Below are 13,399 nucleotides of genomic sequence, written 5' to 3' on the forward strand. Positions count from 1 at the left end.
CTGACAGGCGTCGGCGTCCCGGCGCCCGACCTCGTCGGCATCCCGGCACTCCAGGGCGGACCTGGTACACGTTCTAGTTCTGTCGCCAGTCTCATAAGGACCACCCCCGATGCACAAGGGCCTTGCAAGCCCTTACTGGTGCCGCCCGGGGCGATGGATTCCGCCGCGCCCCTTGCCTCTTGAAGCACTCGTCACTAACTTTCGGGCAACTTCTGATGGGTCGTCAGAGATGCTGCCGCCCGTGCCAGAGCTGGAGTTGCCGATGCCCTGCCCCCATCTGCCGGAAGGGTTCGACTTCACCGATCCCGAGCTGCTCGGGACCCGTGTGCCGCACCCCGAGTTCGCGCTGACGAGACAGACCGCTCCGGTGTGCTGGGTCCCCCAGCGGCGCGGTTCCTCGGGCTTCGACGACGAGGGCTACTGGGCGGTGACCCGGCACGCGGACGTCAAATACGTCTCCACGCGCCCGGAGCTGTTCTCGTCCTTCCTCAATACGGCGGTCATCCGCTTCAACGAGTCGATCGAGCGCGACCAGATCGACGTCCAGCGGCTGATCATGCTCAATATGGACCCGCCGGAGCACACCCGCGTACGGCAGATCGTGCAGCGCGGATTCACCCCGCGCGCGATCGGCTCGCTGCGGGCCGCGCTCCACGACCGCGCCCGGCGGATCGTGGCCTCGGCCGGCGGCGCGGCGGCGGACGGCTCCTTCGACTTCGTCAGCGAGATGGCGGTGGAGCTGCCGCTCCAGGCCATCGCCGAGCTGATCGGCGTACCGCAGGAGGACCGGGCCCGGATCTTCGACTGGTCCAACACCATGGCCTCGTACGACGATCCCGAGTTCGCGGTCACCGCGGCGGCCGGCATCGAGGCGACGATGGAGTTCCTCTCGTACGCGATGGATCTGGCGGCGGCCCGCAAGAAGTGCCCCGCCCAGGACATCGTCAGCCAACTGGTGGCGGCGGAGGGGGCGGGCAACCTGTCCTCGGACGAGTTCGGGTTCTTCGTGATCCTGCTGGCGGTGGCGGGCAATGAGACCACCCGCAACGCGATCACTCATGGGATGCACGCTTTTCTGACCCACCCCGAGCAGTGGGAGCTGTACCAGCGGGAGCGCCCCGAGACGGCGGCGGAGGAGATCGTGCGCTGGGCCTCGCCCATCGTCTCCTTCCAGCGCACCGCCACCCGGGACCTCACCCTGGGCGGCCGGGAGATCCGCGAGGGGGACCGGGTGGGGCTCTTCTACTCGTCCGCCAACAACGACCCCGAGGTCTTCGACCGGCCGGAGGTCTTCGACATCACCCGCGATCCCAATCCGCATCTCGGGTTCGGCGGCGGCGGCCCGCACTTCTGCCTGGGCAAGTCACTCGCGGTGATGGAGATCAATCTGATGTTCGACGCGCTGGCGGACGCGGCACCGGATCTCCGGCTCGCGGGCGAGCCGCGCCGGCTGCGCTCGGCCTGGCTGAACGGGATCAAGGAACTCCGGGTCATCAGGGGCGGCGGCCCGAGTGTGCCGAGTGGCGGAATCGGGCGCGCGGGCGGATCCTGACGGAACGCGGCGATCCACCCCAGGGGGTGCGGGAACCTTCCCGTACCCCCTGGGGCAGCACGCGCTACGACGGAGGGCCGGCCGGGACCGCCGCCTGGGGCTCCTGGGGATCGCCCGGGTCCTTCGAGTGGAGGGCCTTCTGCGGCTCCCCCGCCCCCCGGGGCTCCCGCGCGGCCGGGACCTGGACCGGGACCGCGGCCGGGACCTGGACCGGAACCGGAACGGCCTCGGGGACGGCGGCGGACTCCTCCGTACCCTCCTTGCGCAGCTCGCGCCGGCCGGAGAGCAGATACGTCAGGGCGAAGCCGGAGACGACGACGACCGCGCCGCCCAGCGCGTCCAGGATCCAGTGGTTCGCCGTGCCGACGATGACGACCAGCGTGATCAGCGGGTGGAGCGTGGCGAGCAGCTTCATCCACAGCTTCGGCGCGAGCAGCACGACCACCACGGCGCACCACAGCGACCAGCCGAAGTGCAGCGACGGCATCGCCGCGTACTGGTTGGTGACCTGCGTCAGCGGGCCGAACTCCGGATTGGCGAGATCCTCGGTCCGGTGGACGGTGTCGATGAAGCCCATGCCGGGCATCAGCCTCGGCGGCGAGAGCGGGTAGAGCCAGAACCCGAGCAGCGCCAGCAGGGTGGCGAAGGCGAGCGCCGAGCGGGCCCAGCGGTAGTCCGAGGGACGGCGGACGTAGAGCACTCCCAGGATCAGCAGCGGGATCGGGAAGTGGAACGACGTGTAGTAGAAGTTGAAGACGGCTTCCAGCCACTGGGTCCGCACCACCGCCTGGTTGGCCCAGTGCTCGATGTCGATGCCGATGGCCTGCTCGATCGAGATGATCTGCCGGGCGTGCTCCCGGGCCGCCTCCACACCGCCGGTCGCGGCGAGGCGGATCTGCGAGTAGACGGAGTAGCCGACCCTGATCACGATCAGTTCGAGCAGCAGATTCGGCCGGCTGACCACGCGCCGCCAGAACGGCAGCAGCGGGATCCGGCTCCAGCGGGACGGCAGCGGCTTGCGGTACTCGGTGGGGACGGGCTGTGCGAAGCCCGGCGAGGTCCGCAGGAGGAACGGCACCGCGCAGGCCGCCGCCAGGGCGGCGATCAGCACCGCGTTGTCGCGCACCGGGTGGAGCACGGCGATGTTCGGCAGCAGCATCTTGGCCGGCAGGGTGAGCGCCAGCACCGTCAGCACCGGCCACAGCATCCGGTCCGACCAGCTCTTGCCGACCCGGCCGACGACCGCGAGCAGCACCCACAGCAGCTGGTGCTGCCAGGTGGTGGGCGAGACCGCGACGGCGACACAGCCGGTCACGGCGACGGCCAGCAGCAGCTGACCGTCCTGGGCGTAGCGCACCGCGCGGCGCAGGCCCAGCCAGACCACCGCGGCGGCGAGCGCCAGACAGAGGGCGATCTCCAGCGGCCCTTCGAGGCCGAAGCGGAGCAGCGCGCCGTGCAGCGACTGGTTGGCGAGCCCCTCGGGGTGGGTGCCGAGCCCGGCCCCGGCGGCGTGGTCGACCCAGTACTTCAGGGAGTCGCCGGGCATCGCGGCCCAGGCCAGCGCCGAGCAGACGGCGAAGGTCGCGGCCGAGGCGATCGCGGCCCGGCGGCGGCCGGTGAACCAGAGCAGCGGGGCGAAGAGCAGCACGGTGGGCTGAAGCGCGGCGGCGACGCCGATCAGCAGGCCGGACCGTCTCTCGCCGCGCGCCGCGAAGCAGCCGAGGAGGACGAGGAGAACGGGGATGATGCTGGTCTGACCGAGGTGGAAGCTGTTGCGCACCGGGAGCGAGAGCATCAGCAGGCTGAGGGCGGCCGGGGCCGCGAGCAGTCGGCTGCGGTGCGAGACGGGCCCGGGGAGGGCGCGCGCCACGACCAGGGCGATGCCGACGACCAGCAGCAGGGTGCCGAGGGCCCAGGCGATGCCCAGGGTCTGCTCGGCGGCGTGGGTCAGCGGTTTGAGCACCAGCCCCGCGAAGGGGGTGCCGGTGAACCGGTCGGTGTCGTACAGCGAGCCCTCGACCCGCAGAACGCCGTTCTCGCCGATCCAGGCGTCCAGCTCCATGAAGCGCTCGCCGGGCGGCTGTCTCAGGACGGCGGCCGTCTGCCGTATGGCGAGAACGGCGGCCACGAGCCACAGGGCGATCCTTGCCGCACCCATCCTCGAATCCGTCGTCGCACTCCCGCGCACGCTGTGCTCCGCGTTCGCCACGTCGCGCCGCGCCTCCCCTACGTTCCGTTGTGTCCGGTTCTGCTCTGTGTCCCGAAGCCTTGCCCCAGAGCCTTGCACTGCCCGGTCGAGGAGACTCGGGCAACCCCCTCTTTGCCTGACAGCCATCGGATCCCGATGACCGCGCGGCGGACGGCGTGACGCGGCACGACCTGCCTGAACATGCCTGAAGGAGCCGTGGGGGAACCTGGGAAAGCCGTGGCGCGCACTCGCCCGTCACGGCTGCCGGGCCCGGGCCCGGAACCCCTCACTGACATAAGTTTGACGTATGAATCAGAAGCCTCAGCAGCCCCCGGCGCGGAACCCTGATGTGTGGAGCGCGGTCGACGGCTATGTCACCGATCTGCTGGCCCCCGACGACGAGGCGCTGACCTCGGCTCTCTCGGCGAGCGACCAGGCGGGTCTGCCGCAGATCGCGGTGGCGGGCAATCAGGGCAAATTGCTGTATCTGCTGGCGAAGACGCAGGGCGCGCGCACCGTGCTGGAGATCGGCACCTTGGGTGGTTACAGCACGATCTGGCTGGCCAGGGCGCTGCCGGAGGGCGGCAGGCTGATCTCTCTGGAGTACAGCGAGGCGCATGCGGAGGTGGCGCGCGCCAATCTCTCCCAGGCGGGTCTGGACGGGATCGCGGAGGTGCGGACGGGGGCGGCGCTGGAGACGCTGCCGAAGCTGGCGGCGGAGCCGGGGGCGGGTCCGTTCGATCTGTTCTTCATCGACGCGGACAAGAAGAACAATCCTCATTACGTGGAGTGGGCGCTCAGGCTCTCCCGGCCCGGCAGCCTGATCATTGTCGACAATGTGATCCGCGGCGGCGCGGTGCTCTCCGGGGAGGGCGCGGACGAGGCGGTCACCGGCACCCGGGAGATGTTCGAGGTGGTGGCCCGGGAGCCGCGGCTGGAGGCGACGGCGGTCCAGACCGTGGGGACGAAGGGGCACGACGGGTTCCTGATCGCGCGGGTCCTGTCCTGACCCGGCCGTCTTCTGAAGGGGTGGTCCCGGCGACCGTCCGCGGCGGCGCGGCGGGTACCGTCGGGACCACCTCTATGCGAAGGATGTCCCTGTGGCCAGCGTGGTGAAGATCAATGTTCTGACCGTCCCCGCCGAGCAGCGCGAAGTGCTGGAGAAGCGCTTCGCCTCCCGTGCCGGATCCGTGGAGAGCGCCGACGGCTTCGAATGGTTCGAGCTGCTGCGCCCGCTGGAGGGCACCGACGATTACCTCGTGTACACCAGGTGGCGCAGCGAGGCTGATTTTGAGGCGTGGATGGCCGGTTCCATGCGCGGATCGCACGGCCAGGCGGCCGGCTCCGGGCAGGGCGGTCCCGGGCAGGGCGGCGAGGGCGGCGGCGAGAAGCCCAAGCCCGCCGCGACCGGTTCGACGGTGTGGTCGTTCGAGGTGGTCCAGTCGGCCGCCCCCAAGGCCTGACGACCTGCCCGACCTGCCCGACCCGTCTGACCTGTCGACCCGTAAAATCGCTGGTCAGCGGCTTGGCGGCTGAGGTAGAGAGGGTCATGTGAACCACTGGACCTTCGCCCCCGAGGCCGTCGGCACCCCCGACGCGAGCCTGCTGCGCCATGACTACTACGACGAGGTCGCGAGCCGCTACTGGAAGCGGCCCGCGACCGCCGAGGAGATAGCCGGCGGGCTCGCCGGGGACGGCGTCGAGCTGCTCACCCCGCCCACCGGCGAGTTCCTCGTCGGCCGGTACGGCGGCGAGGCGGCGGCCTGCGGCGGAGTCCTGCTGCTGGACGCCGACCGCGCCGAGCTGACCCGGGTCTATGTGCGGCCCGCGTTCCGCGGCAAGGGGGGCGCGGGGCTGCTCCTCGGCGCGCTGGAGGAGCGGGCGCGCGGGCTGGGGGCCCGGCGCATGGTGCTCAACACCCGGCTCGACCTGGTCGAGGCCCGTGCGCTGTACACCCGCCACGGCTACGCCGAGACCCCCGCGTACTGCACCGGCCCGTACATGGACGTCTGGTACGCCAAGGAGCTGTGAGCGCCGTGGGCGTCTCGGGGGCTCTCACGGCGCGCGGTGGTCCCGGGGCGGCCCCGGGCCGCCCGGCCGCTCGCCGTCCGATCCGCACAGCTCCGCGTTGAGCTCCTCCACCAGCTGTACGAGGTCGGTGGGCCGGTCCGGCCCCCACCAGTCGCCGAGCAGTTCGGCGAGTGAGTCCTCCCGGGCCTGGGCCAGCCGGACGGCGGCCTGGAGTCCGGTCTCGGAGAGCAGCAGCTGCACCCCCTCGCGCTGGACGAGCCCGCGTTCCTCCAGCTGCCGCGAGGCGTTGGTGATGGCCTCCAGCGGTACGGGGGTGGTGTCGGCGAGCAGTCCGGGCTCGACGGTCCCGTGGCGGCGGATCCGCAGCAGCACCCAGCTGGCGGCCGGGAGCAGGTCGTACCCCGCCTTGGCGGTGATCCGCTCGTACACCTCGCGGCGGCCGTCGCGCGAGCCGAGCACCGACAGCGCGCGGGCGCACTCCTCCCGGGAGGAGCGCTCGACCGGGTTGGAGGCGAGGGTCTGGCTGGGGTCGGGCGCGGTGACCGAGCCGCGCAGCGGGTCCTCCCTGAGGAACCAGGCGACGACGAAGGCGAGCACCACCACGGGCACCGCGTACAGAAAGACGTCGGTGATCGCGGAGGAGAAGGCGTGGATCACCGGCTGGCGCAGTCCCGGCGGGAGTTTGGAGATCGCCTGCGGGTCGGCGGCCAGCTCCCCGGCGTTCGCCCCCGGGGGAACGGGCCGGCCCCGGAGGGCGTCGGCGAGCTTGGTCCGCAGCCCGTTGGAGAAGATCGTGCCGAAGATGGCGACGCCGAAGGACGCCCCGATCGAGCGGAAGAAGGTCGCCCCGGAGGTGGCGACGCCCAGATCCTCGTAGCGGACCGCGTTCTGCACCACCAGCACCAGCACCTGCATGACCAGGCCCAGACCGGTGCCGAAAATGAAGAAGTAGGCGCTGATCTGCCAGTTGGAGCTGGTCTCGGTGAGCCGGTGGAGCAGCGCCAGCCCGATCGCGGTGATCCCGGTTCCGAGGATGGGGAAGATCTTCCACCGGCCGGTGCGGCTGACGAGCTGCCCGGAGACGGTGGACGCGAGCAGCAGCCCGATCACCATCGGCAGCATGTGCACGCCCGAGAGGGTGGGGCTGATGCCGTGGACGACCTGGAGGAAGGTCGGCAGGAACGTCATCGCGCCGAACATGGCGAACCCGATGATGAAGCTGATGACCGCGACCAGGGTGAAGGTGCGGATGCGGAAGAGCCGCAGCGGCAGCACCGGCTCGGCGGCCCGCCGCTCGACCCGGATGAAGACCGCCAGCAGCACCGCGCCGAGCACGGCGAGTCCGATGATCTGCGGCGAGCCCCAGGCCCAGGTGGTGCCGCCGAGCGAGGCGACGAGGACCAGACAGGTGGCGACGGAGGCGATCAGGAAGGTGCCGAGGTAGTCGATGGTGTGCGGGGTGGAGCGGACCGGGATGTGCAGCACGGCGGCGATGACGAGCAGCGCGACGACGCCGATGGGGAGGTTGATGTAGAAGACCCAGCGCCAGCTGAGATTGTCGGTGAAGAAGCCGCCGAGCAGCGGGCCCAGCACACTGCTCGCGCCGAAGACCGCGCCGAAGAGCCCCTGGTACTTGCCGCGCTCGCGCGGCGAGACGATGTCGCCGACGATCGCCATCGACAGCACCATCAGCCCGCCGCCGCCCAGGCCCTGGAGCGCGCGGAAGCCGATGAGCTGGGGCATGTTCTGGGCGATGCCGCAGAGCGCGGAGCCGATCAGGAAGATGACGATCGCGGCCTGGAAGAGCTTCTTGCGGCCGTACTGGTCGCCGAGTTTCCCCCACAGCGGGGTGGCGGCGGTGGAGGCCAGCAGATAGGCGGTGACCACCCAGGAGAGATGTTCCAGGCCGCCCAGCTCGCTGACGATGGTCGGCAGGGCGGTGGAGACGATCGTCTGGTCGAGGGCGGCGAGCAGCATCCCGAGCAGCAGGGCCCCGATCGCGACCATGACGGAGCGGGGGCTCTGGCCCTCGCCCGGGGCCGGGCCGCCGGCCGGGCTCGGGGGGCTGCCGCTCGCTTCCAGCGCCATGGGCGATCTCCTCGGGTCCGCGTCCTCTCCATCGTGTGGGGTGCGGGCGGTTATGGCCTGCGGAGAGGGGCCGGGGGTGGGGGCGGCGGGCGCGGGGGTGGCGTTGTGACGCTTTGGTTTGTATCCTGTTGAAACAAAGTGGCTTCGTCCGTACTCCCTGACCGGCGGGCGAGGCCGCTTGATTCTTTCCCTCTCTTCTCTTTCTTTCCTTCCGCGCGGTTTTCGAGGAGTGTCCGCGGTCGCCACGGAGTACGGAGCACCTCGATGCCGAAAGCCAGCCTGACCGCCCGCGCCCTCCTCCTCGACATGGACGGCACCCTCGTCAACTCGGACGCGGCGGTGGAGCGCATCTGGCGGCAGTGGGCCGAGGGGCACGGGCTGGACCCGGACGCGGCCCTCAAGGTCGTCCACGGGCGGCAGGGGTACGCCTCGATGGCCGAGCTGCTCCCGGACCGCCCGATGGAGCTGAACCACGCGGAGAACGCGGAGATGCTGGCCCGCGAGACCGCCGACGTCGAGGGCGTGGTCCCCATACCCGGCGCGGCCGTCTTCCTGGCCTCCGTCGCGGATCTCCCGCACGCCCTGGTGACCTCGGCCGACGCCGCCCTCGCCCGGGCCCGGATGACGGCCGCCGGCCTCCCGATGCCCGGCATCCGCATCACCGCCGAGTCCGTCGGCGCGAGCAAGCCCGACCCCGAGGGCTTCCTCAAGGGCGCGGCCGAGCTGGGCTTCGCCCCCGCCGACTGCGTCGCCTTCGAAGACTCCGCCGCCGGCATCACCGCCGCCCGCGCCGCCGGCACCCTCATCATCGGCGTCGGCCCCCGCGCCCTCCCCCACGCCCCCGACCTCCACGTACCGGACCTGACCCACCTGGAGATCACCACCGCCCCGGACGGCCTGATCACCTTCCGCCGGAGGGCTTCCTAGCCGATTCAGCCCCTCTGGGGGTCACCCCGGCGAAGCCAGGGGAAGTTTGAGGAGCGGGGTTCGGGGCGGCGCCCCGAGAACAGACCCGCACCCCGCCCCCGGAGCCCCCGGCCTCACCCCGTGATCGCCTCGTACAGGCTGAACCCGGCCAGCGCCAGCATCAACCCCGCCGCCACCTTCGTGATCAGCTTCAGCGGCACGTACTTCATCAGCGTCCGCCCCCCGAGGATCCCGATCCCCGCCACCGTCCACAGCGCCAGCACCGCTCCCAGCCCCACCGAGACGGGGTTGTCGTAGCGGGCCGCCAGGTTCGCCGTCATGATCTGGGTCAGATCGCCGAACTCGGCGACCAGGATGAGCATGAACCCGGCCCCGGAGACCTTCCAGAAGGACTGGTCGGCCGGGGGCTTGATGTTCTCGCCGTCGTCGTCGTGCTTCCTCAGCAGCAGCACCAGCGCCCCCGCCAGGAAGAGCGCGCCCACCACCGCCTGGACCAGCCGGTGCGGCAGCAGGGTCAGCACGCTGCCGGCCGCGATCGCCAGCGCCACATGGACCGTGAACGCGGCGGCCACACCGGCGAAGACATAGGACGCGCGATAGCGGGTGCCCAGCATCAGACCGGCGAGGGCGGTCTTGTCCGGGAGTTCGGCGAGGAAGACGACGCCGAAGGTGATCGCCATGACAGTGAAGCTGATCACGGTTGGGATTCCTCAATCGATCGGGGCTGCCGCACCGAGAGACCAAACGTGAAAGAGGGGTCGCTTCGGCACGGCAGCGTCAATAGGACACTGCGGCCGAAGGTCTCGCTGGCGGATCAGTACGATCCGCCTCCGGGCGCCGGCCGGACCCGAGGGTCCAGCAGTATGTCGACGGTCCGGCGAAGAGCTACTCCCCTTCTGCTCCGTTCAGGGTACGCCACCCCCGCGCGGCCCGCCCTCCCCGCGCCCGGCCTCATCCGTCGCGGCGGAGCTTCCCGCGCGCCACCAGCTCCAGCACCACCGCGACCGCCACCGCCTGCACCGCCATCAGTCCGACCAGCACAAACAGCTGCACGGCCCCGGCGAGCAGCGGGGACGCGCCGCCCAGCAGCATCCCGACGAACGCCCCCGGCAGAGTGACAAGCCCCACGGTCCTGGTCTGGTCGAGCCCCGGCAGCAGGGCGTCGGCCGCCGAGCCGCGCGCCACCTCCAGCCGGGCGTCGCGGTCGAGCAGGCCGAGCGCCATACCGGCCTCCACCTCCCCGTGCCGGATCTTCAGCTCGTCCAGCGCGCGCCGCCCCGCGAGCACGGTGACGGTGAGCGCGCCGCCGATGAGGATCCCGGCGACGGGGACCAGCGCGATGCCCTTGAGCGGTACGAGACCGGTGAGCAGCAGCGCCGCCAGTACCGGGAAGACGCCCGCCGCGATGGGCGCGGCGGCCCACCACCAGCTCGCGCCGCGGGTGATCCGGCGGCCCGCGGTGCGCACGGCGACGGCGTACATCAGCAGGACGAAGCCGAGCAGCAGCGGCAGGGAGCCGATCACCCAGCCGATGACGAGGGAGACGGCGGCGAGCTGGACGGCGGCCCGCGCCCCCGCGATCACGATCTCCCGGGCCCGTCCGAGGTGGGCGAGCGCGACCACCGTCGCGGCCAGGGCGAGGAGCACGGCCAGGACCGCGCCGAAGGTGGCATCGACCGTCAGCAGCACCCGGCAACCCTACGCCCACGTCCGGCCGCCGATCGGCCGGCGGATGGGTCCACCCCGTACCCGAACACGTGTCAGAACCACGCGCCTCCGAAATCCGTACACACCCCATCAGCAACCCCGGGCACTTCACCGGAATGTGTTGATCCGTCAGAACACTTGATCTGTCGTGTCCATGTCGTCACCCTGTTGTCGAGGGCCTGCCAACACCGCCGGCCCGATGGTCCAGCCCCGCCGCCCGGACGTCCGGCGGCGGTCCGGCTCCCGCCACCGACCAGGAGTTGAAGATGTTCAGCCGCTACGCGCGTCACCCCCGCAGCAGCGCCACCGTCCGCCGTGGCACCGCCCTGGCCGCCACCGCCGCGCTCGCCCTCACGGGACTGCTCGCCACCGCCCCGGCCGCCCAGGCCGCCCCGCCCACCCCGGTGGACGGGGCCACCGCGCGCTCGTACCTGGCGGAGCTGACCGTACGGACCGACGGATCCTCCAGCGGCTACAGCCGCGACAAGTTCCCCCACTGGTCGACCCAGTCCGGCACCTGCAACACCCGCGAGGTCGTCCTGAAGCGCGACGGCGTCGGCGTGGTGCAGAACTCCAGCTGCGCGGCGGTCAGCGGCAGCTGGTACTCGGAGTTCGACGGCGCGACCTGGACCGCGGCCTCCGACGTGGACATCGACCACGTCGTGCCGCTCGCCGAGGCCTGGCGCTCGGGCGCGAACAGCTGGACCACGGCGAAGCGCCAGACCTTCGCCAACGACCTCGCCCAGCCGCAGCTGATCGCCGTCACCGACAACGTCAACCAGGCCAAGGGCGACAAGGACCCGGCCAAGTGGCTGCCCCCGCGCACCTCGTACATCTGCACCTACGTCCGGATGTGGGTGCAGGTGAAGCACGCCTACGGCCTGAGCGTCGACACGGCGGAGAAGAGCGCCCTCCAGTCCGCGCTGGCCGGCTGCTGACCGGCCGACCGGCGGCCGACCGGTCAGTGGCCGACAGATGACCCTCCACTGACCGGCGGCTTACCGGCCGGCCGACGGGACGGCCGCAGAGGGACGGGCCGGAATAGGGCAGGGCCGCGTTTAATCGGATATTCGACATGAGATTCCCATGAGAAACACCCTCCGATTGAATGTTGAACTTGCAAGCAATAATCGCGTCTCCCTAGCTTTGGCTCATTGGTTCCCTGTCCCCCACACAGCAGGAGTCCCCCATGGCCAACACCTCTCTGCCCGCGAAGCTCGACCAGTCCCAGCCGTATGTCATAGGAGCGTTCCGCATCGTCATCGGCCTGCTCTTCGCATGCCACGGCGCGGCCTCGCTCTTCGGCGTCCTGGGCGGCGCGCACGGCGGCGGCACCGTCGAGACCGGCGCCTGGCCGGGCTGGTACGCGGCGGTGATCCAGCTGGTCGGAGGCGGTCTGGTGATGCTCGGCGTCGGCACCCGCAGCGCCGCCTTCATCTGCTCCGGCTCGATGGCGTACGCGTACTTCGTGGAGCACCAGTCGGCGGGCCTCTTCCCGCTGGAGAACAGCGGCGAGGCCTCGGCGCTGTTCTGCTGGGCCTTCCTGCTGCTGGTCTTCACCGGCCCGGGAGCGCTGGCGCTGGACAAGCTCTTCGGCTCTCGCGGTGCCGACCGCACCCGGGAGAAGGGGCGCGATTCGGCCACCGTCGCCGCCTGATCACCCCGGCCGAGCGCCCGGATCCTCCTCCCGGAGGGCCGGGCGCTCCGCTCTCTCCCCGGGCACTTGTTCAGGAGCCGGCCGGTGCCGCGCAGGAATTCAGGACAGAAGTGATGATCACAACATTGTTGACCCCTGGGTGATCTCTCGGCAAAGCTCCGGCGTACGCTGTACAGCTGATACTGCCGCCAAAATCGACCGCCTCCCGCGTCGCGGCACGTCCACGAAACGGAGCGAGTCAAGGTGCTAGAGAGTCTGGGGTCGCTGACCAGCAGCCCCTGGATCTACGCAGTGGTGGCCCTCTCCGTACTCCTCGACGTTTTCCTGCCGGTGCTGCCGAGCGGTGTGCTGGTGATCGCCGTGGCGACCGCCGCCGCGGCCGGCTCGGCCACCGCCACCACGGTCGCCGGCGCGGCCGAGCAGGTGCCGCGCGAGGTGCCCTCGCTGCTGATCCTGGTGTTGTGCGCGGCCACCGCCTCCGTGCTCGGCGACTTGATCGCCTATCGGCTGGCCCGGCGCGGCGGACACCGCTTCGACCGGGCGATCGCCAAGTCGCGCAGGCTGACCAGCGCACAGGCCCGGCTCGGCGCGACGCTCAGCCGCGGCGGCGGGGCGCTCGTCGTGATCGCCCGCTTCGCCCCGGCCGGCCGCTCGGTGGTCTCCCTCAGCGCGGGGGCCACCCATCGCAAGGTGAAGGACTTCCTGCCCTGGTCGGCCCTGGCCGGAGTGGCCTGGGCCGGTTACAGCGTGAGCCTCGGCTACTTCGGCGGCCAGTGGCTGGGCGCGAGCTGGGTCGGCGCGGCCGTCTCGGTGCTGGCCCTCTTCGGCGCGGGCGCGCTCGCCGCGTACGTCATGCGCAGAAGACCGACGGCCGCCTCGGCCCCGGCCGCCGCCGAGGCCTGAAGAGCCTGAACCGGCCGGGAACCGCCCGCCCTGAGAACGCTGTCTCAGGGCTTTGCCGTACCCCGGACCTCCAGCCCTTCCAGGAGCACCCGAGTCGCCTCCGTGATCTCCTCGACGGCGCGCTCGAACACCTCCTTGTTGTGCGCGGCGGGGGCCCGGAAGCCGGACACCTTCCGTACGTACTGAAGGGCTGCTGCGTGGAAATCCTCCTCGGTGGCCTGCTCGGGGAGGACCGGCGGACGGAGAGTCTTGATGCTGCGGCACATGCCTTCAGTGTGCACCCGCCCGGTGTGCTCCGGGGCTGTTCCGATGGATCGTGAGGTCAGGCGGATCGCGTGGACCGGCG

The 13,399-nt window shown here is 71.1% G+C and carries 13 protein-coding genes; 8 read left to right on the top strand and 5 right to left on the bottom strand.

Features of this window, described 5'->3' with window-relative positions; genetic code table 11:
• The first annotated feature begins 262 nt into the window (after positions 1-262).
• Positions 263-1,552, top strand: a complete 1,290-nt coding sequence (locus ABD371_RS23530) for a cytochrome P450 (RefSeq protein WP_344480029.1) — start codon at positions 263-265, stop codon at positions 1,550-1,552.
• Positions 1,553-1,616: 64 nt separating this feature from the next.
• On the opposite strand, the gene ABD371_RS23535 is transcribed toward ABD371_RS23530, so the two are convergent.
• Complete coding sequence (locus tag ABD371_RS23535; RefSeq protein ID WP_344479871.1) at positions 1,617-3,710, bottom strand: bifunctional glycosyltransferase 87/phosphatase PAP2 family protein; 2,094 nt, start codon at positions 3,708-3,710, stop codon at positions 1,617-1,619.
• A 337-nt stretch (positions 3,711-4,047) separates the two neighbouring features.
• Here ABD371_RS23535 and ABD371_RS23540 point away from each other — a divergent pair, with 337 nt between their 5' ends.
• The 3 genes from ABD371_RS23540 to ABD371_RS23550 all read left to right on the top strand — a co-directional run bounded on the left by ABD371_RS23540 (position 4,048) and on the right by ABD371_RS23550 (position 5,771).
• Positions 4,048-4,749: an O-methyltransferase gene (locus ABD371_RS23540; RefSeq protein ID WP_344479873.1), complete on the top strand. Its 702-nt coding sequence runs from the start codon at positions 4,048-4,050 to the stop codon at positions 4,747-4,749.
• Between the two features lie 91 nt (positions 4,750-4,840).
• Entirely contained in the window at positions 4,841-5,203 is a 363-nt protein-coding gene (locus ABD371_RS23545; protein WP_344479874.1) for an antibiotic biosynthesis monooxygenase family protein, read from the top strand.
• Positions 5,204-5,291: 88 nt separating this feature from the next.
• Positions 5,292-5,771 (top strand): GNAT family N-acetyltransferase, encoded by a 480-nt coding sequence (locus tag ABD371_RS23550; protein ID WP_344479876.1) that lies wholly within the window; start codon positions 5,292-5,294, stop codon positions 5,769-5,771.
• Positions 5,772-5,795: 24 nt separating this feature from the next.
• Here the strand turns inward: ABD371_RS23550 and ABD371_RS23555 are convergent, their stop codons facing one another.
• Positions 5,796-7,859 (bottom strand): MFS transporter, encoded by a 2,064-nt coding sequence (locus tag ABD371_RS23555; protein WP_344479877.1) that lies wholly within the window; start codon positions 7,857-7,859, stop codon positions 5,796-5,798.
• 264 nt (positions 7,860-8,123) lie between these two features.
• Between ABD371_RS23555 and ABD371_RS23560 the strand changes: the two genes are divergently transcribed.
• Entirely contained in the window at positions 8,124-8,786 is a 663-nt protein-coding gene (locus tag ABD371_RS23560; protein WP_344479879.1) for an HAD-IA family hydrolase, read from the top strand.
• 113 nt (positions 8,787-8,899) lie between these two features.
• On the opposite strand, the gene ABD371_RS23565 is transcribed toward ABD371_RS23560, so the two are convergent.
• Together ABD371_RS23565 and ABD371_RS23570 are read right to left on the bottom strand one after the other, a co-directional pair.
• Positions 8,900-9,484 (bottom strand): TMEM165/GDT1 family protein, encoded by a 585-nt coding sequence (locus ABD371_RS23565; RefSeq protein ID WP_190121989.1) that lies wholly within the window; start codon positions 9,482-9,484, stop codon positions 8,900-8,902.
• A 253-nt stretch (positions 9,485-9,737) separates the two neighbouring features.
• Entirely contained in the window at positions 9,738-10,475 is a 738-nt protein-coding gene (locus ABD371_RS23570; RefSeq protein ID WP_344479881.1) for an ABC transporter permease, read from the bottom strand.
• 284 nt (positions 10,476-10,759) lie between these two features.
• On the opposite strand from ABD371_RS23570, the gene ABD371_RS23575 reads away from it, so the two are divergent.
• The 3 genes from ABD371_RS23575 (at position 10,760) to ABD371_RS23585 (ending at position 13,053) form a co-directional block, all read left to right on the top strand.
• Positions 10,760-11,431 carry an HNH endonuclease family protein gene (locus tag ABD371_RS23575; protein ID WP_344479883.1) on the top strand — a complete coding sequence of 224 codons (672 nt, stop codon included), beginning with the start codon at positions 10,760-10,762 and terminating at the stop codon, positions 11,429-11,431.
• Between the two features lie 251 nt (positions 11,432-11,682).
• Entirely contained in the window at positions 11,683-12,150 is a 468-nt protein-coding gene (locus tag ABD371_RS23580) for a DoxX family protein (RefSeq protein WP_344479884.1), read from the top strand.
• A gap of 243 nt (positions 12,151-12,393) precedes the next feature.
• On the top strand, positions 12,394-13,053 hold the full coding sequence (locus ABD371_RS23585; RefSeq protein WP_344479886.1) for a DedA family protein: 660 nt from the start codon (positions 12,394-12,396) through the stop codon (positions 13,051-13,053).
• 44 nt (positions 13,054-13,097) lie between these two features.
• Here the strand turns inward: ABD371_RS23585 and ABD371_RS23590 are convergent, their stop codons facing one another.
• A complete protein-coding gene (locus tag ABD371_RS23590; RefSeq protein WP_344479888.1) occupies positions 13,098-13,319 on the bottom strand; it encodes a DUF2277 domain-containing protein in 222 nt (73 codons plus the stop codon).
• Between the last annotated feature and the right edge of the window lie 80 nt (positions 13,320-13,399).

Source organism: Streptomyces amakusaensis (genome assembly GCF_039532665.1).
Classification (GTDB): Bacteria; Actinomycetota; Actinomycetes; order Streptomycetales; family Streptomycetaceae; genus Streptomyces; species Streptomyces amakusaensis.

Coding starts and splice junctions, on each gene's coding strand:
- ABD371_RS23530 (WP_344480029.1), top strand. CDS start 263: ATGCCCTGCCCCCATCTGCCGGAAGGGTTCGACTTCACCGATCCCGAG.
- ABD371_RS23535 (WP_344479871.1), bottom strand. CDS start 3,710: ATGGGTGCGGCAAGGATCGCCCTGTGGCTCGTGGCCGCCGTTCTCGCC.
- ABD371_RS23540 (WP_344479873.1), top strand. CDS start 4,048: ATGAATCAGAAGCCTCAGCAGCCCCCGGCGCGGAACCCTGATGTGTGG.
- ABD371_RS23555 (WP_344479877.1), bottom strand. CDS start 7,859: ATGGCGCTGGAAGCGAGCGGCAGCCCCCCGAGCCCGGCCGGCGGCCCG.
- ABD371_RS23560 (WP_344479879.1), top strand. CDS start 8,124: ATGCCGAAAGCCAGCCTGACCGCCCGCGCCCTCCTCCTCGACATGGAC.
- ABD371_RS23575 (WP_344479883.1), top strand. CDS start 10,760: ATGTTCAGCCGCTACGCGCGTCACCCCCGCAGCAGCGCCACCGTCCGC.
- ABD371_RS23580 (WP_344479884.1), top strand. CDS start 11,683: ATGGCCAACACCTCTCTGCCCGCGAAGCTCGACCAGTCCCAGCCGTAT.
- ABD371_RS23590 (WP_344479888.1), bottom strand. CDS start 13,319: ATGTGCCGCAGCATCAAGACTCTCCGTCCGCCGGTCCTCCCCGAGCAG.